A 25,424-nucleotide genomic window follows, 5' to 3' on the forward strand; every position below is an offset into this window, starting at 1 on the left:
GTCGCTGTATTCACAGCAACGAGAAGACGATACCTAGCACGGGCGTCCAAAGCGTTTCCGTATGATACTTCGTGACTTCCCGCGCATGGCGATGTCGATCGACTCCGCCGCCAAGCGACAACCGCCATCGGCACGATCAGTGCGGCGGGCTGGGGAGCATGGCGGCGGCGTCCCCTGTGCCCGCACCCGCGCGGGCCTCCCAATTGTCGAAACCTCCCGAGCGCTTCAGCTTCCCGCTCGTTTGCCTGACACCCTCTGAATCCCCGCCTCTGAGATGCCCAGCTCACGCAGCACCGTTTCTGTGTCCTGCCCAAGCGTAGGCGCCGGCCGGCGAATTGACAGGGGAGTGAGGCTGTAGCGCGCCGCCGGGCGAACCTGCCGGATGGTGCCCAGCAGCGGGTGTTCCGAGGTCTCGAAGAGGCCGACGGCTTTCAGGTGCGGGTGCTCCGGCAGTTCGTCCAGCGTGTAAATGGGGGTGGCGGGGATGTCGAGCCGCTCGCAGGTCTCCATCCACTGGGTGGTGGTGCGGGTGAGGGCGATCTCGCGGAGATGCGCGTAGATCTCCTTGATGTAGCGGTTCCGTTCGATCCTGTCGGCGATGTCGTAGCGCTCGGCCAGGTCGTCGCGGCCTGCCTCCCGGAAGAAGGCGTCCCAGTGCTTCTCTGTGTAGGGCAGCATGCTGATCCAGCCGTCGGCGGTGCGCAGCGGTTTGCGGCCGCCTTCGAGCAGGCGCTGGTAGCCGGCCGGCGTCTTCGAGCCGGGAAACGCCATGCCGCCCATGTGCTCGGCGAGCACGAAGGCGGCCATGGTCTCGAGCATCGGTACCTCGACGTACTGTCCTTTGCCGTGGCGCTCACGGTAGAACAAGGCGCCCAGGATGGCGTTGGCCACCGCCAGCCCTGCGGTCTTGTCGGCGATCAGGCTGGGCAGGTAGTCCGGCGCCGCGTGGCCGATGGCGTTCGCGCCGACCAGGCCGCTGCCTGCCTGGATGATGTCGTCGAAGGCAGGCTTTTCCCGGTCTGGTCCGTCCTGGCCGAATCCGGTCGCGGCGCAGTAAACGATATTCGGCTTGATGCCGAGGACATCCTGGTAGCCGAAGCCGAGGCGCTCGATGGCCGGGACGCGCATATTGTGGACCAGCACGTCGGCGGTCTTGATGAGCTGGCGCAGCACGTTGCGGTCCTCGTCGAGCTTGAGGTCCAGCACGATGGAGCGCTTGTTCCGGTTGATGGCGACGAAGATGGAACTCATGCCAGGATGCGTGACGGTGCCATTGGCACGCATCATGTCGCCACTCGGTGCTTCAACCTTGATGACGTCGGCACCCATGTCGGCGAGTACCTGTGTCCCCATGGGGCCAAGCACCACGGATGACAGGTCGAGCACGCGCACGCCTTCGAGCGGCCCGCAGGAGGTTGGGGTCTGATTCTGCACGGAAATACTCCTGGATTGGATTGCGGCGTCAGGCGCCTTTGAAATCGGGTAGGCGGCGTGCCGCCATCGCGGCGACGCCTTCGCGGAAATCTGCAGTGGCGAAGTGCTGGAGCTGTTCCGCCAGCTCGTGCCGGTTGGCGTTGGTAATGTCTTCCGCCAGCCCATGGCGCAGCGTCGCGCGCGTGCTCTGCACGGCGAGCGGGGCCGAGGCGGCGATTTCCGCGGCGAGCGCCATGGCCGATGACAGCACCTGGTCGCCGGGCATCAGTACGTCTGCCAGGCCGATCTCGACGGCAGCGGCGCCGTCGATGCGCCGCCCGGTGTAGAAGAGCAGCGCGGCCTGCTGCGCGCCGATCAGGCGCGGCAGCGTGAGGCTCAGGCCGAAGCCGGGGTGGAAGCCGAGGCGATTGAAATTGACGCTAAAGCGCGCGTCCTGGCACGTGACGCGGAAATCCGCCACCAGCGCCAATCCCACGCCTGCGCCCACGGCGGCGCCCTGTACCGCGGCGACGATCGGCTTGCGCGTGCGGAACAGTCGCATGGCCGGCCGGTAGAGTGCCTCCGGGTCGCGCTTGGTCTGGGTGCCGTCATCGCCATTGCCGAGGTTCGCGCCCGCGCAGAACGACTTGCCGCTCGCAGCCAGCACGATGGCGCGGCAGTCGTTGTCGCGGTCCAGCGCTTCCAGCGTGTCGGCCAGTTCGGTTACGAGGGCAGCGTCGAGGAAGTTGTGTGGAGGGCGGTTCAGCGTGACGCGTGTCACGTGGCCCGTACGCTCAATGAGCAGGGAAGTGTCGGGAGAATGCATGTCGAATGTGGAAGCTGGCGATCAAGGAACAGAATGCGGCGAGATGCGTAAAATCTTGGCTATCGAGTCATGCCTTGCTTTGGACAAAAACGAAGATGGACTATGGAGACCTCGCGGATCACGCCATGCGCGCACCGCGCCCTGGTGAGGAGACCGCGGCGGAACGCCGGCCGCTTGGCCTGGGAGACCTCAGGAAGAAAGACCTCAACCTGCTGGTGGTGCTGGCCGCCTTGCTGGAGAGTCACAGCGTCAGCGAGGTGGCCAAGCGGCTGGACAGCACGCAGCCGTCCGTGAGCCGCATGCTCGACCGCCTGCGCGACGAGCTCGGTGACCCGCTGCTGATCAAGAGCGCGCAGAAGATGCTGCCGACGCGCCGCGCGCAGGACCTGCGCCAGGTGCTGGAGCAGGCGCTGCGGGCGATCGAAGGCATCTACGCGCGGGCCGAAGACTACGACCCCGCGCAAGAGACGGGAACCTACGCCATCGGCATCAACGATTCGCTGCAGTCGCTGATCGCCCCGGCCTTCTTCGCACGCCTGCGTGCTGTGGCGCCCGCGGCGCACGTGCGGATGCAGCCGGTGCCGATCACCGGCGCGGTGAACGCGCTGAGCAACGGCACCATCGACGTCATGGTGGCGTACTATCCGGCCGAGTTCGAAGCCCTGCGCTCCGAGCACTTGCTGACTGCCCAGTTCGGCTGCCTGTGCGCGGCGGCGAACCCACGCATCGGCGCGGTGACGACCGCGGCAGAGCTGGCCCCACTGCCCAGCCTGGAGGTCTCCCAGTTCGGCCGCATCACGCGCATGATCGACCACTACTTTGAGGCCCATGGCCAGAAGCGCCAGGTGGGCGGGGTACTGACCAGCTACCTGGCGATCGCGGATGCGCTCTGCAACAGCGATCTGTACGCCATCGTGCCCGCCTTCCTGGCCAGACAGCTGTGCCGGCATCCGGGCGTGCGCTTCGTGCCGATCGACGATCCGCGCTTGTCGCTGCCCATCCACCTGTGCTGGCATAACAACGTGCATACGCACCCCTTCATCTCGCTGCTGCGGTCCATGCTGGCCGGCGCGGCACGTGAGGCCGCGGGCTGAGTGCCGCGGCCCGGCGGCGGCGCGCTTACTGCGGCTTGATGCCGCTCAGCGTGGCCACCTTGCGGAAGCGAGCGATCTCCGCTTGCTGCAACGCGCTCATCTCCTTTGGTGCGTAAGGCATGACTTCGCCGCCGTTGGTGGCCTGGAAGCTGCGGGCTTCCGGCGTCTGCAGGATCTTCTGCATCGCATCGGCGAGCTTCTGCGTGATGCCGTCAGGCGTCTTCGCGCCCACGTAGAACGATACCCAGCTGTACTGCACGTAATCCGGGTAGCCGCTTTCGCGGATGGTCGGCACATTGGGGAAGTCGCGGTGGCGCTGCTCACCGGAGACAGCCAACGCACGCACCTTTCCTTCCTTGACCAGCGCAAAGGCGCCCCCCAGGTCCACCACGGCCATGTCGATCTGGCTGCCCATCAGGTCGGTCATGATCTGCGCCTGGCCCTTGTAGAGCACGTCGGTGAACTTGATTCCCGCCATGTTCGCGAACCACGCGGCGGCGAGCTGGTAGCCGGCCGAGTAGGTGGCCACACTCAGCGTCTTTCCGGTCCGCTTGGTATAGCTGACCACGTCGTTGATCGTCTTCAGGGGCGAGTTCACCGGCACCAGGTACACGTTCATGCCACGGCTGAGGCCGGATACCGGCTTGAAATCGGCGACCGGGTCGTACGGCAGGTTCTTCAGCACGATGGGGTTGACCGACATCGGCGAGTTGCTGGCAAGCAGGATGGTGTAGCCATCCGCGGGCTGCCGCTTGAACATCTGCAGCCCGATGATGCCGTTGGCGCCGGGCCGGTTGTCGACGATCACCGGCTGGCCGAGTTCACGGCCGAGCGCCTCGCCATAGAAGCGCGCCGACGAGTCGGAGCCGCTACCGGATGTGAACGGTACGATGATGTGGATGGGCCGCGACGGGTACTCCGCGGCCGTTTCGGCCGCCTGCGCGGCATTGGCCGTGGAGGCCGCCATGCATGCGGCAAGCAAGAAGCGGATGAGCGTGGATCGCATTTTGTCTCCTGCGTGATGTTCTCTCTTTTTGGGTGATCAGCCGGCGTTCACACCGCCGCCGTCAGCGTCGGCCACAGGGCCTGTCCGCCGGCCTGGATCGCGCGGGCGCCGATGCGCGCGGCCCATTGCGGCTCGCTGCCGTACTCGGCCCGCCATGACCAGAGGCGGCGGGTGGCGAAGTGCAGGGAGTGTTCGCGCGTGAAGCCGATGGCGCCGTGCACCTGGTGCGAGATCGAGGCCGCACGTCCGGCGGCCTGGCCGCAGATCACCTTGGCCACGGCCGCATGGAATTCCCAGTGCTCGCCGGGCAGCGCCGCGCAAGCGCTGGCCACGGCCATGCGCGCGGCGACCACTTCGTTGGCCAGCACGGCGAGTTGTTGCTGGATGGCCTGGAACTTGCCGATCGGGCGGCCGAACTGGATGCGCTCGCTGGCGTACTGCACGGTCTGGTTGAGCATGCGCTCGAGGACGCCGGTCATCTGGATGGCGCGCGCCAGCGCGCCCAGTGCAGCCGGGTCGCCCGTGACAGGGTCGCCGCAGGCAGCCGCGCTGGCCCGCACGTTGTCGAAGATCAGGCGGTCGCGCGGCTCGCCGGCGATGTTCTCGCCGGTCTCGATCCTGCCGGCGCGCGGCAGCAGCAGCCACACGGTGTCATGCTCAGGCGTACGCGCCCGCACCAGAACGTGCTGGACGTGGCGGCCCCACGGCACGTTGAGCGTGGCGCTGATGCTCCAGCCTCCCGCGCTGGCTTCGGCCTGTACCTCGGCGCCCAGGTCGGCCAGTCCGATGGGACCGTCCGGCATGGCCAGGCCCAGCCTGCCGAGCAGCCATCCGCACAGGGCGCCGTCGACGAAGGGCAGCGGCAGCAGCGCGCGCGCGGAGGCCAGCAGCACGGGCAGGGCCTCGCTCCAGTCGGCCTCGGCGCCGCCGTCGGCCTCGCCTGCGAAGACGCGCAGCAGGCCGCTTTGCTCCACCTTGTCCCACAGCGCACCCTGCCACTGGGCGAGTTCCATCTGTTCGATCTGTGCCAGATCCACTTCCTTGGAGAACAGGCGCTGCGCGCTGTCCTCCAGCATTTGTTCGAGTTCGCTGCTCATCGGATGCCCAGCCCCTTGGCAATGATTCCCCGCAGGATTTCGCGCGTACCGCCCCGCAGGGAGAACGAGGGTACGGTCTGGGTGAGGTAGGCCTGGGTCAGCATGAACGGGGTGCCATCCCGGCGCAGTTCCTGGCCGAACAACTGGTGGGCGACCTCGGGGATACGCTGCTCGAAGAGCGCGCCCAGGTCCTTGACATTGGCGGCGGCGAGATAGGGATTCTCGCCACCGTTGAGCATGGCGGCGATGCCGCGCGACATCTGGCGCAGATTGCTCATCTCGGCCACAAGGTAGCCGAGCTCGGTCTCGTGGCGCGGGTCGCCGGCAACGCCATGGTCGAGCATCTCAATCAGCAGGGCGATGCTGCTCAGGTAGCGCTCGGGGCCGCTGCGCTCGAAGGCCAGCTCGGTGGTCACCTGCGCCCAGCCCTTTCCCGCCTCGCCGATCAGCATGTTGTCCGGCACGAAGACGTCCTGGAACACAACCTCGTTGAAGCCTTCCCGTCCTTCCAGATTGGCGATGGGGCGCACCTGCAGGCCGGCCGTGCGCATGTCGACCAGAAACTGCGAGAGGCCGTCGTGCTTCTCTGCATTGCGGTCGGTGCGCACCAGCGCAATCATGTAGTGCGCCTGATGGGCGCCGGAGGTCCAGAGCTTGGTGCCGTTGACGATCCAGCCGCCCTCGACCTTGTCACCGCGCGTGCGGATCGAGGCCAGGTCGGACCCGGAATCGGGCTCGCTCATGCCGATGCAGAAGCGCACCTCGCCACGCGTAATGCGCGGCACGATGTCCTGGGCCACGGCCTTGTCGGCATAGCGCATCAGCAGAGGGCCGCTCTGGCGCTCGCTCACCCAGTGCCCGCCAACCGGCGCGCCCGCGGCGAGCAGCTCTTCCAGCACGACGTAGCGCTCCAGCATCGAGCGTTCCTGGCCACCGTAGGCGCGCGGCCAATGCATGCCGATCCAGCCCTTGGCGCCCAGCGCGCGGCTGAACGCCGCGTCGGAACCGGACCAGCTCCGGGCGCGCACCTGCGGCGGCACCTGGTGCAGCGTTTCGGCCAGGAAGGCGCGGACTTCGTGCCGCAGCGGCGCCAAGGCATCGTCTGGCGGGGCCGGGCGGATGATGATCTTGCTGGCTGTATCCACAGCGCTTACCTCCGTGATGGATGCGTCGTCGCGTTGATCTTGACGACGGGAGGCACGTTAGCATCGGGCTGCGGGTGCAGACTATTGCCTGGATGAGATAACAGAAATCCAGTTCGGCCGGGCGGCGCTCATGCTGGCGGCCCGTTGATGGCGGCAAGCGCCCATCTTGTGGCCTGCAGGTCGGCGGCGCGCCGCGAGACAACCCGCGCAGCGCAGGGAAGCGCTGCGGTGCAGCAAGGCAGCGCAGCGCGGATCCGGCGTGGCCGGCGCGACGTTACTTCCGCCTGGCTGCAGCAGTCCGCTTGCCGCGCTTCACCGGCACCCCGGAGGCCGGCTCGGCCGGCAATGGCTCGATCACCGGATAGCGGTCGAAGATCTGCTTGATCCATTGCCGCAGCCAGACGATGGCGGGGTCGTGATGGAAGCGGGGGTGCCAGTATTGGCTGAGCGCGAACGGCGGCAGCGTGATGGGCGGCTTCACCGTGCGCACGATGCCGTAGCGGCAGAACACATTGGCGAGTTCTTCGGGAACGGTGGCGATCAGCTCGGGCTGCTGGTCCATCAGCAGTGGCACGGTGAGGAAGTGCGGGGTGTGGAGATAGACGCGGCGGCGCAGCCCGTGGCTTTCGTAGGCCGCGTCATAGGGCGGGCTGGTGCGTCCGGCCAGGCTGACCGCGATGTGCGGCATGGTTTCGAACTGCTCGCGGGTGAGGGTGTCGTCAACCTCGCGGTTCTTGCTGCTGACGATGGTGGCGAAGCCGTGCATGAACAACTGCTGCTGGAACAGCGATTCCGGCGCGGTGCGCACCGAGCCGAGCAGCAGGTCCGCCTCGCCGGAGGCAAGCAGCGCTTCGATCTGCTGAATGGGAACCTGCATGGTGCGCAGCGTGCAGTGCGGCGCGATGAGGCGCAGGTGCTTGATCAGCGGCGGCAGGAAGACCAGTTCGCCCATGTCCGTCATGCACAGCGTGAAGGTGCGCTCCATGGTGGCCGGATCGAAGCTCGCCTGCGGCAGCACGCGCGTGCGCATGGCTGTCATCACCTCCAGGATCGGGCCCGACAGCGCCTCGGCCTTGGTCGTCGGCGTCATGCCCTTGCCGGTCTTCACAAAGAGCGGATCGTCGAAGTAATCGCGCAGGCGGTTCAAGGCATGGCTCATCGCGCTCTGCGTGAGGCCGAGCTGCTCGGCGGCGCGCGTCACGCTGCGCTCGCGCAGCATGGCGTCGAACACGGCCAGCAGGTTGTAGTCAAAAGTGTCGGTATGCATGGCGTACATTCCAATCATGTTCGTCATGAGGTTGAGGCATACTGGGCCACCACCTAGACTCCTGTCAACACGCCTCGCAGAAGGCGTCGATCACAACGACACAGGAGACAAAGATGGTCCGTTCCCGCCCCCTGGGCTGGCTGCTTTCGCTCGCCGGTCTGTTCAGTTCCGCCGCGTGGGCCGACGTTCACGTCGGCGTCACGCTCTCCCTCACCGGTCCGGGCGCTTCCCTGGGCATCCCCGCGCGCAACGCCGTCGACATGCTGCCCCGCGAGGTCGGTGGCGAGGCCATCCGCTACACGGTGTTGGACGATGCCTCGGACCCGGCCTTCAGCGTGCGCAACTTCCGGCGCCTGGCCGACGAGCAGAAGGTCGACGTCGTCATGGGCTCCTCGGTGACCCCGGCCACGCTGCCACTGACGGCGGTGGCCGCGGAGAAGGGCGTCCCGCTGCTCAGCCTGGCCGCCAGCGCCAAGATCGTCCAGCCCATGGACGCTACGCGGCGCTGGGTGTTCAAGGTCATCCAGAACGAGGCGCTGATGATGCGGGCGACCATCGCCCGCATGAAAGCGGATGGCGTGCGCACGCTGGCCTTCGTCGGCTTCAGCGACGCCTACGGCGAGGCCTGGCTCGATGAACTGCGCACGCAGCTACCGGCCTCCGGCATCCGCCTGGTGGCCGAGGAGCGCTATGCCAAGACCGATGCGTCCGTCGTGGCGCAGGCGCTGAAGATCACCACTGCGAAGCCTGATGCGGTCTTCATCGCGGCGTCCGGCACGCCGGGCGCGCTGCCGCAGAAGACCCTGGCCGAGCGCGGTTTCCGCGGCAAGGTCTACCAGACCTATGGCATTGCCAACCGCGACTTCCTGCGCGTGGCGGGCAAAGACGCGGAGGGCGCGATCTTCGCGGTCGGCCCGGTGCTGGTTGCCAGCCAGCTTGCGCCGGCCAATCCGGTGCGTGCCGTGGCCGCCGACTTCGTGCAGCGCTACGAGGCCGCCCACGGCAGCCAGTCCGTCTCCGTGTTCGCCGCCAATGTCTGGGATGCCGGCATCGTGCTGCGCCAGGCACTGGGCAAGGCGCTGGCCGTGGCCAAGCCGGGCGCGCCGGCATTCCGTACCGCGCTGCGCGATGCGCTGGAGGCGACGCGCGACGTGGTGACAACGCAAGGCGTCTGCACCATGTCGGCCGCCGATCATTCCGGCTATGACGCCCGCGCGGTGGCGATGGTGCAGATCCAAGGCGGCGAATGGAAAAACCTCAACTAGGAGAGGCGAAGATGTTCATCAAAAACACATGGTATGTCGCCGGCTGGGACAAGGAGGTCGGGCCGAGCGAACTCTTCTCGCGCACCATCATCGGCATCCCGGTGCTGATGTACCGCGGCGAAGACGGCAAGATCGTCGCGCTGGAAGACCGCTGCTGCCACCGGGGGGCGCCGCTCTCGATCGGCCGGCGCGAGGGCGACTGCGTGCGCTGCCTGTACCACGGTCTCAAGTTCAATGCAGACGGGCAATGCGTGGAAGCGCCGGCGCAGCAGCGCATTCCGCCGCAGGCGCGGGTGCGGACCTTCGCCGTGGTCGAGCGCAACCGCTGGATCTGGATCTGGATGGGCGACGCCGAAGCGGCGGACCCGGCCCTGATTCCCGATACACACTGGCTGGACGATCCCGCCTGGCGCAGCCTCGACGGCTATATCCACTACGACGTCAACTACCTGCTGATCGCGGACAACCTGCTCGACTTCTCGCACCTGCCCTTCGTGCATCCCACCACGCTGGGCGGCAGCGAGGACTATGCCGGCGTGCAGCCCAAGGTCGAGCGGCTCGAGAACGGGGTGCGCATCGAGCGCTGGACCCTCAACACCGAGGCACCGCAGTTCGCCAAGCAGGTAAAGCACTGGCCCGGCAAGGTCGACCGCTGGAACATCTACAACTTCACCATCCCGGGCATCCTGCTGATGGACTCCGGCATGGCGCCGACCGGAACGGGCGCGCCGGAGGGGCGGCGCGTGGATGCGGCCGAGTTCCGCGGCTGCCAGGCGCTGACACCGGAAACCGAAAACTCCACGCACTACTTCTTCGCCCATCCGCACAACTTCGCCATCGACCAGCCGGAGGTAACGCGCTCCATCCACCAGAGCGTGGTCGCGGCCTTCGACGAGGACCGTGACATCATCACAGCGCAGCAGCGCTCGCTCGCGCTCGATCCGGACTTCAAGATGATCCCGTTCTCCATCGACGCGGCGCTGTCGCAGTTCCGGTGGGTCGTCGCACGCCGGGTGGAAGAGGAAGCGCGGCAAAGCGAGCAGTCGAAGCCGGCGACGGTGGCCTGAATGATGGAACTCCTGGTCACCGGATTACGTGTGGAAGCCGAAGGCGTACTGGGCGTCGAGCTACGCAGCCCGACCCGCGCGGCGCTGCCCGCATTCGAGCCCGGCGCGCATGTCGATGTGGCCTTTCCCAATGGCTGCACGCGGCAGTACTCGATCGCCAGCTCGGCGGCGGACACCAGGCGCTATTGCCTTGGCATCGGCCTGGCACTTGCATCCCGGGGTGGCTCGCGCTTTGCGCACGAGCACCTGCGCCTCGGTGACCGATTGCAAGTAGGGGAGCCCCGCGCGCTGTTCCGGCTGGAAGCGGCGGCGCCCGGCCATCTGTTCATAGCAGGAGGAATCGGCATCACGCCGATACTCAGCATGATCCGCTGGTGCGTCGACCACGGCCGCGAATGGCGCCTGCTGTACTGCGTGCGGTCGCGCCGCAGCGCCGCCTACCTCGATCGGCTCGCATCCCATGCCGGCCGCGTCCGGCTCCATGCCGATGACGAGCAGGGCGGCGCTGCCGACCTGGCCGCCGCCTTGCGGGACATGCCGGCCGGCTGGCACGTCTACTGCTGCGGCCCCGGCGCGATGATGGAGGCGATGTCGACCTGCGCCAAGGCGGCAGGCATCGATGACAAGTCCGTGCATTTCGAGCGCTTCGCCCCGGCAGTCCCGGCCGCCGACCGCCCAGGCGAGACGGATAGGGCGTTCGACATCGCGCTGGCGCGGCACGGCGGGCGCTTCACCGTGCCTGCCGGCGAGAGCATCCTGTCGGTGCTGGAAGGAAGCGGCCTGTGCCTGCCGTCATCGTGCCGCGAGGGACTCTGCCGCAGCTGCGAGGTCGGCCTCGTCTCGGGCGTGGCGGACCATCGCGACTACGTGCTGAGTGAGGAAGAGCGCGCCGCTAACCGGTCTATCTTGATCTGCGTTTCGCGTGCCAGCTCGGGGGAGCTGGTGCTGGATATCTGAGCCGGCTGCCGCTTACCCGGTTTGGGGGCGCGGATGCCAAGCCCGGCCTTCACGTCCCCGTTCTCCACGAACCGCCCCTCCGCCCGCTGGCGCAGCATGCTGCCAGCAAGGCAGCGAAACGCTTGGCGCCCGGCATTCCCGGAAACGGGCTCATGCTGCATCGAAATGCACCAGCGACGCCGGTGACACGGCCTCAGCGGTTGGTTTCGGTTTAATCCGAAGATAGAAAGCGCTACTGCAGCGGAAAGCGCGAGCGAATGAAAATCCCTGCGCATGTTCGGACAATTCGGCTCCATTCCTGTTCTCGCTGCTGAAATGATCTCCCCCACGGGAAATTGCCGCTCGCAATGCGGCAGGTGACGAACTCCGTCGCTGCATTTTCCGCCTGTCGCCCGTCGTTTGCTGCCTGCAGAGAAGGAGCCATGCCTGTTGAAGGCCGCCACGCGCACCGCGGCCGTGGTGCCGAGCTGACCGACTCTCATACGCCCATACCCCCTTACCCCCCGTTTCTCAACAACCACCAACAAGCTTATGCATCCTTATCAAGCACAGCCCCCTTCGTTCGCCTTCGTCGCCGCTTCCTGGGCCGCACTGCTCGCCGGCTTCCTGGCCTACCTCATCGGGCTTTTCAATGCCGACATGCAACTGAATGAGCGCGGCTATTACTTCACCGTGCTGGTCTATGGCCTTTTTGCGGCTGTCTCCGTGCAGAAGAGCGTGCGCGACAAGCTGGAAGGCATTCCGGTAACCGGCATCTACTACGGCCTGAGCTGGCTTTCCGTGCTGCTGGCGGTGCTGCTGCTGTGCGTGGGCCTGTTCAACGCCACGCTTGCCCTGAGCGAAAAGGGCTTCTATGGCATGTCGTTCGCACTGGCGCTGTTCGGTGCCATCGCGGTGCAGAAGAACACCCGCGACACCCTGGCGGCCAAGCCATACCTGATTGATCCGGCCCTGGTGCAGCACGTCCCGGACGCCGGCTCCAACGTGCGGCAGGAGGATTGATCCTCCTCATCCGCTCCACTCCGGCCCCTTTGTGCGACTGGCGCAAGGCGGGCCCGGCTTTGCTTTCCCAACCGTACAAGGACGGGACTGCTTGCCTTCGCTTGCCTTTTGATCTCGGGATTGACTACCTATGCTTATCGACTCGCCACCACACTCCTGGACGTTTGCTGAACAAGCCAGCACCTATCGATTTTGGGGTTTGCTGGGGGCCTTGGTGTCCGTGTTTCTCGGCGTGGTCATGCTGCAGCAGTCGATCGTGCTGAGCGCCCGGGAAAGCGATGCCATCCCGTTTGGCACCAGTGCGATCGTCTACTCTGCAAGCACCGTCTCAGGTAGCTTGATGGGTCTTGCATTGGGGTTGTTGGTGGTGCGCTGGCGGACGGTGCTTGCGCTGATTCTCCTCGCAGTTGTGGGGGGCGGCATGACGGCCTTGCTCGCGCTTCCTGCAGAAGACATTGGGCTGTCGCGCGTTCTTGCGGCGCGCTTTTTCGGATACGTGGTGCAGTATGCCTTCGTGATCAGCGTACCTGCCGTGCTGGCAGATGGCAGAGGCGGGCGGGTCGCCTTCGCCAGCGCTTTCGGTGTGCTGACGGCGCTTCAGTTGCCGCTTTTCCCTGTGGTCTTGTCGATGGCGAGTGACCTGCTGCGGCATTGGGGTGCGTTGGGTGGTGTGCTCGCCGGCGCGGCTGGCTTCGGTGTGGCGACGCTGCTTCTCCTGCCGGTACGCCGGGAACTCTTTACCGTTGCGCCGGGCGCGCGTCATGTGTCGTTGGTCCCGCAGCACAGGGAGCCGGCGCTGGTAGTCGGGCTGGCGGCTTTGCCTTGGCTGGCGGCCATCGGTTTTGCCTTGGCGACGTGCACGGGGCCGGTATCGATGGCGTCGGCGGCGCTTGCCTTGAAGGTGGCAGGTGTGGCCGCGGTCCTTGGCGCTATTGCAATGACCTATTGGCTCTATCGCGTGCATGGCGAGGTCGCGGCCATCTGTCCGTCGCGGCAGCTGTTGACGCCGCGTGCCGCGGCGCTGGCGAGCTTGCTGGTGCCGCTGGCCGTGCCTATCCAACTCCTGACGCTCGGCAGCGTGCTGCGGGAAGGGGCAGCGCGTATCGGTGCGCCTTTGGCGGACTCTCAGCGGTGGTTCTCCTTGTGGAGCGTGCTGCTGCCGCCGATCGCCATGGGCATGGTGCAAGCGCAGTTGAATCAGATGTCCGCCCGGCACGAGGCCTCTCAGGCCAAGTGATCTGAGCCAGTACGCGCGGCGCGCCGCTCCCGGGTCAAGGGGCCGCGCCGGTTCATCTGCGCGATTGGTCCGGGAAGCTCCCGCGCGACGCGCCATCCCAGAGGGCGCGTGGCAGCGGCCAGCGCAGCAAGGTGCCGGAGGACAGGGTAGGCTGGCGTCGCGTGAAGCGGGACGACGGCATGCCACGGGCCGGGCCAGGCAGCGGGGCGTGCCGGCGCCAAGCGCGCGCGCGTTGCCCAAGAGGCTGCGGTTCGCTGGCGGTGAGGGCCTACACGCCCGCGTTCTCCACCAACCGCCCCTCCGCTCTCCAGCGCAGCATGCCGCCGGCGAGGTTGGCCACCGACTCGAATCCGTACTGCCGCAGGATCACCGTGGCCTGTGCCGAGCGGCCGCCCGCGCGGCAGACCGTGATGACGGGGCGGTCCTGCGCAATCTCGGCTGTGCGTGCGGCGAGGTCGCCAAGCGGGATCAGGCGGGCGTGGGGGATGCGTCCAAGCGGGCCGTTGAACTCGGCTGGTTCGCGCACGTCGATGATCTGGGGTGCGTCGAGGTGTTCCTCCAGCCATTGCGGCTGGATCTCCCAGATGCCGGCGAAGGTGTAGTTGAGCGGTGCCCAGACAGGCTCGGCCTGCTGGGCGGGGGCGTTGGCGGCGGCGCCGCACTTGAGGTTGGCCGGTACGGCGATGTCGATCTGCCGGGGATGGGGCAGGCGCAGGTTGCTGACGTAGCCGACGAAGTCTTCCTCGCACAGTTCTCCGCCTAGGCGCGGGTTGAAGCGCCGTTCCTCGCCCACGCTGGTGACGGTGAGGCCGCGGTAGTCGTGCGCCGGGTAGAGCAGGCAGGCATCGGGCAGCGTGAAGAGTTTCTCCTGCACGGCGTGGAACAGGGCGTGGGCGTTGCCTTGCTGGAAGTCGGTGCGGCCGGTGCCGCGGATCAGCAGGCAGTCGCCGGTGAAGGCCATGCTCTCGTCGTCCAGCACCAGGCTGATGCAGCCGCTGGTGTGGCCGGGCGTGGCGCGCACCTGCAGGTGATGCGGGCCGAAGGCGATGGTGTCGCCGTCCTGCAGATAGCGGTCGGCGCCTTCGGCGCCGCTGGCTCCCGAGATGGCGATGCGGCTGCCGGCACGCTGCTTGAGCAGCCAGGCGCCGGTGACGTGGTCGGCGTGCACATGGGTGTCGACGGTCCACTGCAGGCGCAGGCCGAGTTCGTCGATCAGGGCCAGGTCGCGGCGCGCCTGCTCGAATACGGGGTCGATCAGCACGGCCTCGCCGCTGGCGCGATCGCCGAGCAGGTAGGTGTAGGTGGAGGACTGCTGGTCGAAGAGTTGGCGGAAGATCAGCACGATGGGCATCCTTGTCTGCTGGCCGGCAGGCGGTACCGCCGATGCGGCGCCGCAGCGAAGCGTGCCGCGCTAGCCGCCCGCGCAGTCCGGCCGGGGGTGCTTGCATTGTAGTGGCCGGGGAGGGGAATGCCAGCGGGGCGGGCGGCCGGTTGCGCTCCGCTCGCGTCTGGCTTACTCGTTGGCTGCGGACTCCGGCGCATGCCGCACAGCCATCTCGCTGAACACCAGGGTTTCATGTGCCAGTTCGGCGGCGAGCGAGAGCATGTTGGACTGGATCCCTGGTGCAAAGGCGCCTAGGCTGCCATCGCCAATGGCGTGATCGTTGAGCATCAGCAGCAGACCATGCAACTGCGCAGCCTTCTGGGCGGCCAGGCTGAGCGGGGTTTCCAGCGGGAAGTGGGCGGTGAGGAACAGGTCTGGGCCGCAGCGTTCGGCGGCCAGGGTCTGGCGGATGGATTCGGGCATGGGGCGTTCTCCTTGGCGACGATTCGACAGGACCGTATGCGTACGGTCGACCGCCTACGTAGTCGGGACGCCAATCCCGGTCGCCGTGGTTGCGGCAACCGGGCCAAGATACCGCGATGAGGTGTCTCCAGGCGTGTCCGAGTGATACGCCTGGAGGAAAAGGGAAAGCCCGCCTATTGCCCCTTGGCCTCCGCCCGCAGCCGCGCCTCCTGCTCGCGCAGCTCCGGCGTCAGCGCCTCGCCGAAGTCCTCCATCTCGAACAGCGGACGGATCTCGATCTCCGAGTCGCTCTCCATCGGGTTAGGGCAGCGCTTGACCCATTCGACCGCTTCTTCCACCGACTTGACCTGCCATAGCCAGAAGCCGGCGACCAGTTCCTTGGTCTCGGCGAAAGGGCCGTCGATCACCGTGCGCTGCTTGCCTGAGAAGCGCACCCGCTTGCCCCGCACGCTGGGGTGCAGGCCTTCTCCCGCCTGCATGATGCCGGCCTTGACGAGTTCCTCATTGAACTTGCCCATGGCTGCCAGCAGTTCCGTGCTTGGCATCTTGCCGGCTTCCGATTCTGTCGTTGCCTTCACCATCACCATGACACGCATTGTTCTCTCCTGGATTGGGTTGGGGAAGCCACGCCGCTGCCGGGCGGATTGCCGGCGCGGTGGGTGGCTCTGAAGGGACGACGAATGGGGACCGGGGAAATCGACAGCGCAACGCAAGAACGCAAGGCCGGACGGGCGGGCTGCGCGCGCGGCGCCGCCTCAGGCCGAGGGCGCCGCTTCCAGCCAGTTGCGCAGCAATTCCCTAGCCGGCGCCAGGTAGGCTGTAATGGGCTCGGTGCGGCCGTTCGCATACCAGTGGCAGTAGCAACCATGGAAGACCGCCAGCATCAGGCGCGCCATCTCCGGCGGCAGCGGGCGTTCCGGCGTGCTCAGCGCGTCCACCAGGGCGCGGAGGTGTCCGTCCCAGCCGGCGCGGATGTGCTCGCGCACGGAGTCCGGGACGCTGCTTGAAAAGAGCAGCGCCAGCACCACGCCCTTGGTTTCCGGGTGGTGCGTGAAGTAGTCGGCCACGCGGTCGAAGATCGCATCCAGGCGCTGGGACGGTACCTCGCCGGCCAGGTCGTGGGCCTGCAGTTCGCTCTCAATTTCCTGGAACAGGCTGATGGCGGCTTCCGCCAGCAGCATTTCCTTGCTGCCGAAATGCCAGAGCAGGCTGCTTTTCGCCACATTGGCACCCGCCGAGATCTGGTCCAGGGTGACCTCGGCGTAGCCGTGTTCGGCGATCAGTGCCTTCGTCAGCGCGATCACGCGCTGGCGGGTTTCCAGGCCGCGGCGGTTCTTGGTGGGTGCTGCGGTGCCGGCAGGGGCGGCTTCGGCTGTGGCGGGGGAAGTCATCGCATGGGCAGGCATGGGTTGGCGGAAATTGTACCAGCGGGGACAAAAGGGCCGGTCCAGGGGCCGTGCCGTCCCGGAGCGCCTGCTGCCGCGCATCGGTCTGCAATGGCCCTGGGATTTACCCCAATCCTGGCGCCCGTCGCTTGACACCGCGGCGGGCCCGCTCGCACACTTGAATTGTACTGAACGTTCAGAATAATTCCAGGAGGCGATCCATGGCGACACAGCCGTCATCCGCCGTGGCCGCGCTGCGCCCGTTCCAGGGCCGAGCCGGAGGCGCCGACGCAAGCCCGCGGGGCGGTGCGCTTCAGCTCGCACCAGCGCTCTAGGCCTGCTCCATCACGATCCTCACCATCCGATACGACATGGAATTCGACTACGTGATCGTCGGCGCCGGTTCTGCCGGCTGTGTCCTGGCCAACCGCCTGAGCGCCGATCCCGGCGTGCGCGTCTGCCTTGTCGAGGCAGGCCCCACCGACCGCTCCGCGCTGATCCACACGCCGGCAGGCATCATCGGCATTCTCCCCACGCGCCACGTCAACTGGGCCTTCGAGACGGTGCCGCAGTCGGGCCTGGGCGGCCGCCTGGGCTACCAGCCGCGAGGCAAGACGCTGGGCGGCAGCAGTGCGATCAACGCGATGATCTACATCCGCGGCCACCGCTCCGACTACGATGACTGGGCTGCGCAGGGCAATCCGGGCTGGTCGTACCAGGAGGTGCTGCCGTGGTTCCGGCGCTCCGAGGACCATTTTGCCGGCGCCAGCGATTATCACGGCGCGGGCGGCGAGCTGAGAGTCAGCGCGCTCGATGCGCACCCGGCCACCCATGCCTTCGTCGAAGCGGGGCGGGCCGCCGGCCATCGCGTCAACGACGACTTCAACGGCGCGGAGCAGGAGGGCGTAGGCCACTACCATGTCACCATCCGCAATGGCCGCCGCTGCAGCGCCGCCGTGGCCTTCCTGCATCCGCTGCGCGGCAGCCGGCCGAACCTGACGGTGCTGACGGACGCCCACGCCACCGGGCTCATCCTCGAGGGCAAGGCGGCACGCGGCGTGCGGGTGCGCGTCAAGGGCCGCGAGGTGGAACTGCTGGCACGCCGGGAGACCATCCTGTCGGCGGGCGCCTTCGGTTCGCCGCAGCTTCTGCTGCTGTCCGGCATCGGCGACGAGGCGGCACTGCGCCCGCACGGCATCGCCGTGCGCCACGGGCTGCCGGGCGTCGGCCAGGGCCTGGCGGACCATCCCGACTATGTGCTGCCGTACAAGACGCACGACACCTCGCTGATGGGCCTGTCCTTGCGCGGCGTGGCCGCCATGACGCGCGCGTTCTTCGAATACCGCAAGACGCAGACCGGGCTGCTCGCTACCAACTTCGGCGAGGCTGGCGGCTTCCTGCGCACCGATTCCGCGCTGGCCCGCCCCGACGTGCAGTTGCACTGGGTCACCGGCATCGTGGACGACCACAACCGCAAGCGGCACCTGGGCCACGGCATGAGCTGCCACGTCTGCGTGCTGCGCCCTAAGAGCCGGGGATCGGTTGGGCTGGTGTCGGCCGACCCGACCGCGCCGCCGCGCATCGACCCGAACTTCCTGGGCCACGACGATGACGTCGCCACCCTGCTCAAGGGCTACAAGATGTCGCGCGAGATCATGGCGGCCAAGCCGCTGGCCGGCTACGCGCCACGCGAACTGTACGTGAAGCACGTGCGCAGCGACGACGAGCTGGTCGCGCTGCTGCGCCGTCGCACCGACAGCATCTACCATCCGGTCGGCACCTGCCGCATGGGCCAGGATGAGATGGCGGTGGTGGACCATCGCCTGCGCGTGCATGGCATGGAGCGGCTGCGCGTGGTCGATGCCTCCATCATGCCGACCCTGGTCGGCGGCAACACCAACGCGCCGTCGATCATGATCGGCGAGAAGGGCGCAGACATGATCGCGCAGGACTGGCGCTAACCGGGTTTGGCACGGACCACCCGGACCACGATTTCCAACTAGGAGGCACCATGCTTCGCAAGCCTGCCGCGCTGGCCGCGGCACTTTTCGTTTTGTCGAGCACCACCGGCGTCTGCGGCGCTGCCGATTCCGTCGGGCCGGGCGACGCCACCACGTTCACGCGCCAGGCCAATGGCGCGGTGCTGACGCGCCTTCCGTTCGCCGACCGCCAAGACTATGAGGATGCCCAGCGTGGCTGGATGGGCACGCTGGACACCGGCGACATCCGCAACGCGCAGGGGCGGGTGGTCTGGAATCTCAACGACTATGCCTTCCTGGGCGGCGACGCCGCGCCGGATACGGTCAATCCCAGCTTGTGGCGGCAGGCCCAGCTCAACCTCAAGCACGGCCTGTTCCGCGTGACCGACCGCATTTACCAGGTGCGCGGCTTCGACCTGTCCAATATGACGCTGGTCGAAGGCGACAGCGGCATCATCATCATCGACCCGCTGCTCACCGCGGAAACCGCGCGCGCCGCCCTCGACCTGTACTACCGGCACCGGCCCCGCAAGCCAGTGGTCGCCGTGATCTATACCCACAGCCACGTCGACCATTTCGGCGGCGTCAAGGGCGTGGTCAGCGAGGACGATGTCAAGGCCGGGCGCGTGAAGATCCTCGCGCCGGAAGGCTTCATGGAGGAGGCGGTCAGCGAGAATCTCTACGCGGGCAACGCCATGAGCCGGCGTGCCCAGTACATGTACGGCGCGCTGCTGCCCAAGGGCCCGAAGGGCCAGGTCGACGCGGGCCTGGGCAAGACGGTATCGCTGGGCACCGTGACGCTGATCCCGCCCACGGACCTGGTCCGCAAGACCGGCGAGACGCGCACCATCGACGGCGTGCAGATCGAGTTCGAGATGGCGCCGGGCACCGAGGCGCCGGCCGAGATGCTGATGTACTTCCCGCAATGGAAGGCGCTGTGCGCGGCCGAAGATGCCACCCACAACCTGCACAACCTCTACACCATCCGCGGCGCGCAGGTGCGCGATGCCAACCAGTGGTGGCGCGCGCTGGACGAGACGCTGGACCGCTACGGCTCCCGCACCGAGGTGCTTTTCGCCCAGCATCACTGGCCGAAGTGGGGGCAGCAGAATATCGGCGCCTTCCTCGGCCGCCAGCGCGACGCCTACAAGTTCATCCACGACCAGTCGCTGCGCCTGGCCAACCAGGGCTACACCATGACCGAGATCGGCGAAATGGTGAAGCTGCCGCCGTCGCTGGCCGGCCAATGGGACCTGCGCGACTACTATGGCACCGTCAACCACAACGCCAAGGCCGTCTACCAGCGCTACCTCGGCTGGTACAGCGGCAACCCTGCCGACCTGCACCCGCTGCCGCCCGAGGAAGCGGCCAAGCGCTACGTGCAGTACATGGGCGGCGCCGACAAGGTGCTGGCGCAGGCCCGCGAGTCGTACGCACAAGGCGACTATCGCTGGGTGGCGGAAGTGGTCAAGCACGTCGTCTTCGCCGATCCCGCCAACCAGGCCGCACGCCGGCTGGAGGCCGATGCGCTCGAGCAGCTCGGCTACCAGGCCGAATCGGCAAGCTGGCGCAGCGCCTACCTGATGGGTGCGCGCGAACTGCGCAACGGCGTGCAGCGCGCACAGTCAACGCAGTCCGGCAGCCCCGACATGGTCCGCGCGATGACCGACCCGATGTTCCTCGACTACCTGGCGGTGCGCCTGAACGCCGAGCGCGCGGCGGGCCGCACGCTCAAGATCAACTGGGTCCAGCCCGATACCGGCAAGCGCTATGCGCTCACGGTGGAGAACGCGGTGTTCCGCTACAAGGCTGACCAGCAGCACGCCGACGCGCAGGCCACGCTGACCGTGCCGCGCGCCGTGCTGATGGGCGCGCTGCTGGGCCAGACCACCCTGCGCGAGGCGGTCGGCGCCGGGCGCGCGAAGATCGACGGCGACCCGGCCGCGCTGCAGGCCTGGATGGGGATGCTGGACAAGTTCGATCCGCAGTTCGAGATCGTGGCGCCCTAGAGGCCGAGCACGAACGCTCAGGGCGAGGCCGCTCCGGCTGCCGGACGCATGGCGTCGGTGGCCGCCGTCGCCGCTGCCGGCGCCGCGGCTGCCGCGGCCACCGGTGGCGTCACGCCACTGACGGCCGCCTTCGCGACGCGTGTTCCCTCCGGCGGGTCTTCCGGCGTCAACGCCGTTCCGCGCGGCCACACCACCACATCGTCATAGGCATAGAGGCGGCAGTGGGCGAACTGCATGTCGCGGCAGCGTCCCATGGCCTTGTCGATGGCGTCCTTGTTGCCGCTCCAGTAGGCATAGTGTCCGCCATCGGCCAGCACAAAGGCCTTGGGCGCCTTGCGCTGCAGGTAGGTGGCATAGCCCTTGCGCGCCCGCGCGTAGGGCAGGGCATCGACGTTGGCCGCGTCGGCATAGCCCGTCGGCGCCGGCAGCGAGGCCTGGGCGTGCGCCAGGCCGCCGGCCGTGGCCGGGATGCTGACGATGGAGTTGCCGCCCATGCGCACCAGGATGATCTCGGGGTAGTCGTAGGCGGCGCCGGACGCCGTGTCCACCGCGACGCCGACGGCCCCGCCGATCAGGATATTGCCGAAGGCCATGGCCTTGGTGGTGGACTTCACGGTGGCCAGGCCGGGTTCCATGCCGTCCTTGTCGCAGCGCACGTTGAGGTCGCCGTAGGCGCGGTGGATGGTCACGGTGCCGGGCGTGGTGACGTAGTACGTTCCCTTGCTATTGGTGAGCTTGCAATTGGCGCCTGGCGCCGCTGCGTCGTCCTTCTGTGTCTCGACCGAGACGATCTGGCCGGTGCCGCTGACGATGGAGGCGCAGCCCGTGAGAAGGCTGCCGGCGGCAAGTGCCGCCAGGCCGATGACCCGCATGATTTTCCCCGTGGTATCCCGGTGTTCCGTTGTTCTGACGTTCTGACGTTCTGCTGTTCAGGCGTTCTGATGTCCTGTCGTTCCATGCATGGGCGGACGGCGGTCCGGCGCCTCCCGCGCGCCGGCCGTGCCGCCAGTGTCCGCTAACGTTTCGTCAGCACGGGCCGCCGACCGGACCCCTCGTCGGTGGGGGGGCTATGCGGCCTTGCCGGCCAGGGCGGCCTCGATCCGCGCCGCCACTTCCTGCAGCGGGCCGGCGAAGCGTTCGATCGCTTCCTTGGCAGGGATCGCGGCGGACAGGTAGACCACGTTGAGGCTGCCGAGCGTGCGCTCGCCGTGGCGCACCGGCACCGCCAACGCGGCGATCTTGCGCTGCTCGGTCCAGTCGCCGCGGTTGGCGGCGAAGCCGTCGGCGCGGATGCGCTGGACCAAGCGGCGCAGGTAGGCCTCGTCATGGGCCAGGGCGGCCTGCTCGGGGCCGCCGCCGCCTGCGCGCAGCACATTGAGCACGTGGTCGCGCTCGGCGTCGCTGCAATGGGCGAAGTAGGCGCGTCCCGCCGCCGTCAGCAGGATCGGCAGGCGGCGCCCGACCATGGCGCGGTGAAAGGACAGCGGGCTGAAGCGGTGTGTGGTCTCGCGGATGATCATGGCGTCGCCGTCCGGCGTTGCCAGGTCCGACGGCCAGACCACGCGTTGTAGCAGCTCGCCCATCAGCGGAGCGGCCAGCGTGGAGATCCACTCGTCGTCGGTGAAGCCTTCGCTGAGCGCACGCACCTGCAGCGTGAGCCGGTAGCTGTCGTCCGACTCGCTGCGCCACACCAGGCCCTCGGCCATCAGTGTTTCCAGCAGCCGGCGTACCGTGGTGCGGTGCAGGGCGGTCGCCTCGCTGAGCTGCTGCGCGGTGGCGCGCCCGCTTTCCATCTGGTTGAGTGCCCGCAGCACGGCGAGGCCGCGCGACAGGCCGCGCACGCTCGCGTAGGGAGAACGGTGCGCGGCGCGTGTTGCGGTGGTGGTTGGCATCGAAAAAGTCCTTGAAAATCAAAGATGTGCACTCCTTGCACATCTTGAACGTTTTTTTGTCTGCGGGCAATCGGGTCTCTAGACTGCTGCCCATACCGATAACCAATTCATGGAGCAGACAATGTCCAGCGCCTCTTCCGCGTTGCCCCCCGCCGCGCCCTCCGCGACCGCATCCCCGTCTTCTGCCGCCGTCCCCCAACTGCCGTTCCAGAGCATCTGGGGCGAGCTGCGCGGCGTCACGTTCTCGCAGGGCTGGCTCGATGCCAAGGGCATCCGCACCCGCTACCTGCATGCCGGCAGCGAGGACAAGCCGGCGCTGATCCTGCTGCACGGCGTGGGCGGCCATGCCGAGGCCTATGTGCGCAACCTGCAGGCGCATGCCGAGCACTTCAATGTCTGGGCCATCGACATGATCGGCCACGGCTGGACCGACAAGCCCGAAGGGCCGCGCGAGGTGGCGGACTACGTCGACCACGTGCTGCGCGTGATGGACACGCTGGGCATCGAGCGCGCGTCCATCAGCGGCGAATCGCTCGGCGGCTGGGTGGCGTCGCGCCTGGCCATCGAGCATCCCGAGCGCGTGGAGCGCCTGGTGCTGAACACGGCCGGCGGCTCGCAGGCCGACCCGGTGGTGATGGAGCGCCTGAAGACGCTGTCGATGCGCGCGGTGGAGGATCCGGCCTGGGACTTCATCAAGGCGAGAGTGGAATGGCTGATGGCCGACAAGCGCAAGGCCTTCGACGACCTGATCGCCACGCGCCAGGCCATCTATGCGCAGCCGGGCATGGTCGAGGCGCAGCGCGGCAACATGGTGCTGCAGGACATGGAAACGCGCCAGCGCAACATCCTGCGCGCCGCCGACTACGGCCGCATCCAGGCGCCCACGCTGGTGCTGTGGACCTCGGACGATCCCACCGCGGATGTGTCGGAGGGCCGCCGCATCGCCTCCATGATCCCCGGCGCGCTGTTCACCGTGATGGACGGCTGCGGCCACTGGCCGCAGTTCGAGGACGCGCCCACCTTCAACCGCATCCACATCGATTTCCTGCTGGGCCGGCCCGTGCCGGAAGCCGCCCCGGTCTGACCCCGCCAGAGGGCAAGGAGGAGACATGAGCACCGCCATCGAGATGGCGGCCGGAGACGGCCGCCCCTGTGATCTGCACGCGGACGTCGCCATCATCGGCGCCGGTCCCGTGGGCCTGATGATCGCCAACATCCTGGGCCTGCAGGGCGTGCGGGTGGTCCTGCTGGAGCGGCTGGACGAGATCATCGACTACCCGCGCGCCATTGGCCTGGACGACGAAGCGCTGCGCGTGTTCCAGTCGGTCGGGCTGGTCGAGGCGCTGCTGCCGCACACCACGCCGCACCACTGGATGCGCTTCGTCACGCCGGGCGGGCGCTGCTTTGCCTCGATCGAGCCCCGCACCGACGAATTCGGCTGGCCGCGCCGCAATGCCTTCATCCAGCCGCTGGCGGACCGCGTGCTGTACGAGGGCCTGGCCCGCTTCCCCCATGTGCAGGTGCTGTTCGGCCAGAACGTCAGCGGTTTCACGCAGGACGCCGACGGCGTCACCATCGATTCGGCCGACGAGGCAGGCAAGCCGGTGCGCGTGCGCGCCGCCTACCTGGTCGGCGCCGACGGCGGCAACAGCTTCGTGCGGCGCATGCTGGACGTGCCGTTCGAGGGCCGCACCAAGCCCAACCAGTGGATCGTGGTGGACGTGCGCAATGACCCCATCGGCAAGCCGCACATCTATTTGCACTGCGATCCGGAGCGCCCCTATGTCTCGGCCGCGCTGCCGCACGGCATCCGCCGCTTCGAGTTCATGGTGATGCCTGGCGAGACCGAGGAGGCGCTCTCCAAGCCGGAAAACATGGCGGCGCTGATCCGCAAGCTGGTGCCGGAGCCCGACAAGGTCGACTACATCCGCAAGCGCGTCTATACGCACAATGCGCGGCTGGCGGGCAGCTTCCGCGCCGGGCGCGTGCTGCTGGCCGGCGATGCCGCGCACATCATGCCGGTGTGGCAGGGCCAGGGCTACAACAGCGGCATCCGCGACGCGGCCAACCTGGGCTGGAAGCTGGCCATGGTGGTCAAGGGCCAGTGCGGCGACCGGCTGCTCGACACCTACACCATGGAGCGGCGCGCACATGCGCGCTCCATGATTCACCTGTCCGAGGTGGCGGGTGACATTTTCGCGCCGGCCGGCCGTACCGCCGCGCGCCTGCGCGACGCCTTCACCCGCGTGATGAACATCTTGCCGTCGGCCAAGCGCTACTTCGTGGAAATGCGCTTCAAGCCGATGCCGCGCTACGAGCAGGGCGTGGTGCTGCTGCCCGAGTCCGGAACCGCGGCGCAGCCCGGCTTCCTGGCACGCCGCCTGGAGCGCGCGGGCAACTCGGCGCTCGGCCGCCTGCTGGGGCTGATGAGCGAGAAGCGCGAGTCGCTGCTGGGGCGCCTGGTGCATGGACGCGATCCGCTCGGCGCCTCGCCGGTGGGGCGCATGTTCATCCAGCCGCTGGTGCGCTGTGCGGACGGCCGCATCGCGCGGCTGGACGATGTGATCGGCAACCGCTTCGCGGTGCTGAGCTGGGGCATGGACCCCACCTTCGGCCTGAGCGCGCAGGCGCGCGAGGCGTGGGCGCGGCTGGGCGCCTGCTTCATCATCGCCAAGCCCGATCCGCAGCTCGACTACCGCGACGACGTACCCGAGGGCGTGCTCGCCGTCGGTGACGTGCACGGCCGCCTCAAGGACTGGTTCGGCAGCCAGCGCGAGTCGGTGGTGGTGCTGCGCCCCGACCGCTTCGTGGCGGCGAGCTGCTCGCCGCAGGACGTGTCGCGCGCCATCCTTGGCGTGGCCGACAAGTTGGCGCTGACGCCCGCGGCCGGCCGGCCGCAGGCGCCGCCGGTGCCGCAGCCCGGCCGCGCAGCGGAGCCCGGCGTGCCGGCCCTGGTGCGCACGGCAGGAGCCTGAG

Annotated in this window: 22 protein-coding genes; 10 read left to right on the top strand and 12 right to left on the bottom strand. The window is 67.8% G+C overall.

The window, feature by feature from the left end; all coding sequences use genetic code 11:
- Nucleotides 1-225 precede the first annotated feature (225 nt).
- Both AC1Z3O_RS23380 and AC1Z3O_RS23385 read right to left on the bottom strand, forming a co-directional pair.
- The gene (locus tag AC1Z3O_RS23380; protein WP_483521938.1) at nucleotides 226-1,440 is read right to left on the bottom strand and encodes a CaiB/BaiF CoA transferase family protein; all 1,215 of its coding nucleotides are present in this window, start codon (nucleotides 1,438-1,440) and stop codon (nucleotides 226-228) included.
- A gap of 22 nt (nucleotides 1,441-1,462) precedes the next feature.
- Nucleotides 1,463-2,239 carry an enoyl-CoA hydratase/isomerase family protein gene (locus tag AC1Z3O_RS23385; RefSeq protein ID WP_483518251.1) on the bottom strand — a complete coding sequence of 259 codons (777 nt, stop codon included), beginning with the start codon at nucleotides 2,237-2,239 and terminating at the stop codon, nucleotides 1,463-1,465.
- A 125-nt stretch (nucleotides 2,240-2,364) separates the two neighbouring features.
- Here AC1Z3O_RS23385 and AC1Z3O_RS23390 point away from each other — a divergent pair, with 125 nt between their 5' ends.
- The gene (locus tag AC1Z3O_RS23390) at nucleotides 2,365-3,333 is read left to right on the top strand and encodes a LysR family transcriptional regulator (protein ID WP_483518252.1); all 969 of its coding nucleotides are present in this window, start codon (nucleotides 2,365-2,367) and stop codon (nucleotides 3,331-3,333) included.
- A gap of 25 nt (nucleotides 3,334-3,358) precedes the next feature.
- Here the strand turns inward: AC1Z3O_RS23390 and AC1Z3O_RS23395 are convergent, their stop codons facing one another.
- From AC1Z3O_RS23395 to AC1Z3O_RS23410, 4 genes are all read right to left on the bottom strand, one after another.
- Nucleotides 3,359-4,339 carry a tripartite tricarboxylate transporter substrate binding protein gene (locus tag AC1Z3O_RS23395; RefSeq protein ID WP_483518253.1) on the bottom strand — a complete coding sequence of 327 codons (981 nt, stop codon included), beginning with the start codon at nucleotides 4,337-4,339 and terminating at the stop codon, nucleotides 3,359-3,361.
- Nucleotides 4,340-4,386: 47 nt separating this feature from the next.
- Nucleotides 4,387-5,436 (bottom strand): acyl-CoA dehydrogenase family protein, encoded by a 1,050-nt coding sequence (locus AC1Z3O_RS23400; RefSeq protein ID WP_483518254.1) that lies wholly within the window; start codon nucleotides 5,434-5,436, stop codon nucleotides 4,387-4,389.
- Nucleotides 5,433-6,581, bottom strand: a complete 1,149-nt coding sequence (locus AC1Z3O_RS23405; RefSeq protein WP_483518255.1) for an acyl-CoA dehydrogenase family protein — start codon at nucleotides 6,579-6,581, stop codon at nucleotides 5,433-5,435. Before AC1Z3O_RS23405 ends, AC1Z3O_RS23400 begins: the two co-directional genes overlap by 4 nt.
- Before the next feature lie 274 nt (nucleotides 6,582-6,855).
- Nucleotides 6,856-7,848 (bottom strand): LysR family transcriptional regulator, encoded by a 993-nt coding sequence (locus AC1Z3O_RS23410; RefSeq protein WP_483518256.1) that lies wholly within the window; start codon nucleotides 7,846-7,848, stop codon nucleotides 6,856-6,858.
- Between the two features lie 113 nt (nucleotides 7,849-7,961).
- Between AC1Z3O_RS23410 and AC1Z3O_RS23415 the strand changes: the two genes are divergently transcribed.
- The 5 genes from AC1Z3O_RS23415 to AC1Z3O_RS23435 all read left to right on the top strand — a co-directional run bounded on the left by AC1Z3O_RS23415 (nucleotide 7,962) and on the right by AC1Z3O_RS23435 (nucleotide 13,376).
- Complete coding sequence (locus AC1Z3O_RS23415; protein WP_483518257.1) at nucleotides 7,962-9,113, top strand: ABC transporter substrate-binding protein; 1,152 nt, start codon at nucleotides 7,962-7,964, stop codon at nucleotides 9,111-9,113.
- Between the two features lie 11 nt (nucleotides 9,114-9,124).
- On the top strand, nucleotides 9,125-10,180 hold the full coding sequence (locus tag AC1Z3O_RS23420; RefSeq protein ID WP_483518258.1) for an aromatic ring-hydroxylating dioxygenase subunit alpha: 1,056 nt from the start codon (nucleotides 9,125-9,127) through the stop codon (nucleotides 10,178-10,180).
- Nucleotides 10,181-11,137, top strand: a complete 957-nt coding sequence (locus tag AC1Z3O_RS23425; protein ID WP_483518259.1) for a PDR/VanB family oxidoreductase — start codon at nucleotides 10,181-10,183, stop codon at nucleotides 11,135-11,137. It begins immediately after the preceding gene.
- A 531-nt stretch (nucleotides 11,138-11,668) separates the two neighbouring features.
- On the top strand, nucleotides 11,669-12,139 hold the full coding sequence (gene yiaA, locus AC1Z3O_RS23430; RefSeq protein WP_483518260.1) for an inner membrane protein YiaA: 471 nt from the start codon (nucleotides 11,669-11,671) through the stop codon (nucleotides 12,137-12,139).
- Between the two features lie 130 nt (nucleotides 12,140-12,269).
- Complete coding sequence (locus tag AC1Z3O_RS23435) at nucleotides 12,270-13,376, top strand: hypothetical protein (protein ID WP_483518261.1); 1,107 nt, start codon at nucleotides 12,270-12,272, stop codon at nucleotides 13,374-13,376.
- A 268-nt stretch (nucleotides 13,377-13,644) separates the two neighbouring features.
- Here AC1Z3O_RS23435 and AC1Z3O_RS23440 read toward each other — a convergent pair whose 3' ends face one another.
- The 4 genes from AC1Z3O_RS23440 to AC1Z3O_RS23455 form a co-directional block, all read right to left on the bottom strand.
- Nucleotides 13,645-14,715, bottom strand: coding sequence for an MBL fold metallo-hydrolase (locus AC1Z3O_RS23440; RefSeq protein WP_483521940.1), 1,071 nt, complete (start codon nucleotides 14,713-14,715; stop codon nucleotides 13,645-13,647).
- A 174-nt stretch (nucleotides 14,716-14,889) separates the two neighbouring features.
- Nucleotides 14,890-15,183: a hypothetical protein gene (locus tag AC1Z3O_RS23445; RefSeq protein ID WP_483518262.1), complete on the bottom strand. Its 294-nt coding sequence runs from the start codon at nucleotides 15,181-15,183 to the stop codon at nucleotides 14,890-14,892.
- Between the two features lie 173 nt (nucleotides 15,184-15,356).
- Nucleotides 15,357-15,779: a YciI family protein gene (locus AC1Z3O_RS23450; protein ID WP_483518263.1), complete on the bottom strand. Its 423-nt coding sequence runs from the start codon at nucleotides 15,777-15,779 to the stop codon at nucleotides 15,357-15,359.
- 159 nt (nucleotides 15,780-15,938) lie between these two features.
- On the bottom strand, nucleotides 15,939-16,574 hold the full coding sequence (locus AC1Z3O_RS23455; RefSeq protein WP_483518264.1) for a TetR/AcrR family transcriptional regulator: 636 nt from the start codon (nucleotides 16,572-16,574) through the stop codon (nucleotides 15,939-15,941).
- A gap of 365 nt (nucleotides 16,575-16,939) precedes the next feature.
- On the opposite strand from AC1Z3O_RS23455, the gene AC1Z3O_RS23460 reads away from it, so the two are divergent.
- Nucleotides 16,940-18,529, top strand: coding sequence for a GMC family oxidoreductase (locus AC1Z3O_RS23460; RefSeq protein WP_483518265.1), 1,590 nt, complete (start codon nucleotides 16,940-16,942; stop codon nucleotides 18,527-18,529).
- A 50-nt stretch (nucleotides 18,530-18,579) separates the two neighbouring features.
- Nucleotides 18,580-20,556, top strand: a complete 1,977-nt coding sequence (locus AC1Z3O_RS23465; protein WP_483518266.1) for an alkyl/aryl-sulfatase — start codon at nucleotides 18,580-18,582, stop codon at nucleotides 20,554-20,556.
- A 17-nt stretch (nucleotides 20,557-20,573) separates the two neighbouring features.
- Here AC1Z3O_RS23465 and AC1Z3O_RS23470 read toward each other — a convergent pair whose 3' ends face one another.
- Nucleotides 20,574-21,428, bottom strand: a complete 855-nt coding sequence (locus tag AC1Z3O_RS23470; protein ID WP_483518267.1) for a hypothetical protein — start codon at nucleotides 21,426-21,428, stop codon at nucleotides 20,574-20,576.
- A 195-nt stretch (nucleotides 21,429-21,623) separates the two neighbouring features.
- Complete coding sequence (locus AC1Z3O_RS23475) at nucleotides 21,624-22,448, bottom strand: DNA-binding transcriptional regulator (protein WP_483518268.1); 825 nt, start codon at nucleotides 22,446-22,448, stop codon at nucleotides 21,624-21,626.
- 121 nt (nucleotides 22,449-22,569) lie between these two features.
- On the opposite strand from AC1Z3O_RS23475, the gene AC1Z3O_RS23480 reads away from it, so the two are divergent.
- Entirely contained in the window at nucleotides 22,570-23,532 is a 963-nt protein-coding gene (locus AC1Z3O_RS23480; RefSeq protein WP_483518269.1) for an alpha/beta fold hydrolase, read from the top strand.
- A 25-nt stretch (nucleotides 23,533-23,557) separates the two neighbouring features.
- Nucleotides 23,558-25,423: a bifunctional 3-(3-hydroxy-phenyl)propionate/3-hydroxycinnamic acid hydroxylase gene (locus AC1Z3O_RS23485; protein ID WP_483518270.1), complete on the top strand. Its 1,866-nt coding sequence runs from the start codon at nucleotides 23,558-23,560 to the stop codon at nucleotides 25,421-25,423.
- Nucleotide 25,424 lies beyond the last annotated feature (1 nt).

The organism is Cupriavidus sp. 09_S30 (genome assembly GCF_056930435.1).

What these genes read in the sequence shown, in the direction of transcription:
- AC1Z3O_RS23385 (WP_483518251.1), bottom strand. Translation starts at nt 2,239, where the DNA reads ATGCATTCTCCCGACACTTCCCTGCTCATTGAGCGTACGGGCCACGTG.
- AC1Z3O_RS23390 (WP_483518252.1), top strand. Translation starts at nt 2,365, where the DNA reads ATGCGCGCACCGCGCCCTGGTGAGGAGACCGCGGCGGAACGCCGGCCG.
- AC1Z3O_RS23395 (WP_483518253.1), bottom strand. Translation starts at nt 4,339, where the DNA reads ATGCGATCCACGCTCATCCGCTTCTTGCTTGCCGCATGCATGGCGGCC.
- AC1Z3O_RS23400 (WP_483518254.1), bottom strand. Translation starts at nt 5,436, where the DNA reads ATGAGCAGCGAACTCGAACAAATGCTGGAGGACAGCGCGCAGCGCCTG.
- AC1Z3O_RS23410 (WP_483518256.1), bottom strand. Translation starts at nt 7,848, where the DNA reads ATGCATACCGACACTTTTGACTACAACCTGCTGGCCGTGTTCGACGCC.
- AC1Z3O_RS23415 (WP_483518257.1), top strand. Translation starts at nt 7,962, where the DNA reads ATGGTCCGTTCCCGCCCCCTGGGCTGGCTGCTTTCGCTCGCCGGTCTG.
- AC1Z3O_RS23420 (WP_483518258.1), top strand. Translation starts at nt 9,125, where the DNA reads ATGTTCATCAAAAACACATGGTATGTCGCCGGCTGGGACAAGGAGGTC.
- AC1Z3O_RS23425 (WP_483518259.1), top strand. Translation starts at nt 10,181, where the DNA reads ATGATGGAACTCCTGGTCACCGGATTACGTGTGGAAGCCGAAGGCGTA.
- yiaA (WP_483518260.1), top strand. Translation starts at nt 11,669, where the DNA reads ATGCATCCTTATCAAGCACAGCCCCCTTCGTTCGCCTTCGTCGCCGCT.
- AC1Z3O_RS23435 (WP_483518261.1), top strand. Translation starts at nt 12,270, where the DNA reads ATGCTTATCGACTCGCCACCACACTCCTGGACGTTTGCTGAACAAGCC.
- AC1Z3O_RS23445 (WP_483518262.1), bottom strand. Translation starts at nt 15,183, where the DNA reads ATGCCCGAATCCATCCGCCAGACCCTGGCCGCCGAACGCTGCGGCCCA.
- AC1Z3O_RS23450 (WP_483518263.1), bottom strand. Translation starts at nt 15,779, where the DNA reads ATGCGTGTCATGGTGATGGTGAAGGCAACGACAGAATCGGAAGCCGGC.
- AC1Z3O_RS23455 (WP_483518264.1), bottom strand. Translation starts at nt 16,574, where the DNA reads ATGACTTCCCCCGCCACAGCCGAAGCCGCCCCTGCCGGCACCGCAGCA.
- AC1Z3O_RS23460 (WP_483518265.1), top strand. Translation starts at nt 16,940, where the DNA reads ATGGAATTCGACTACGTGATCGTCGGCGCCGGTTCTGCCGGCTGTGTC.
- AC1Z3O_RS23465 (WP_483518266.1), top strand. Translation starts at nt 18,580, where the DNA reads ATGCTTCGCAAGCCTGCCGCGCTGGCCGCGGCACTTTTCGTTTTGTCG.
- AC1Z3O_RS23470 (WP_483518267.1), bottom strand. Translation starts at nt 21,428, where the DNA reads ATGCGGGTCATCGGCCTGGCGGCACTTGCCGCCGGCAGCCTTCTCACG.
- AC1Z3O_RS23475 (WP_483518268.1), bottom strand. Translation starts at nt 22,448, where the DNA reads ATGCCAACCACCACCGCAACACGCGCCGCGCACCGTTCTCCCTACGCG.
- AC1Z3O_RS23480 (WP_483518269.1), top strand. Translation starts at nt 22,570, where the DNA reads ATGTCCAGCGCCTCTTCCGCGTTGCCCCCCGCCGCGCCCTCCGCGACC.
- AC1Z3O_RS23485 (WP_483518270.1), top strand. Translation starts at nt 23,558, where the DNA reads ATGAGCACCGCCATCGAGATGGCGGCCGGAGACGGCCGCCCCTGTGAT.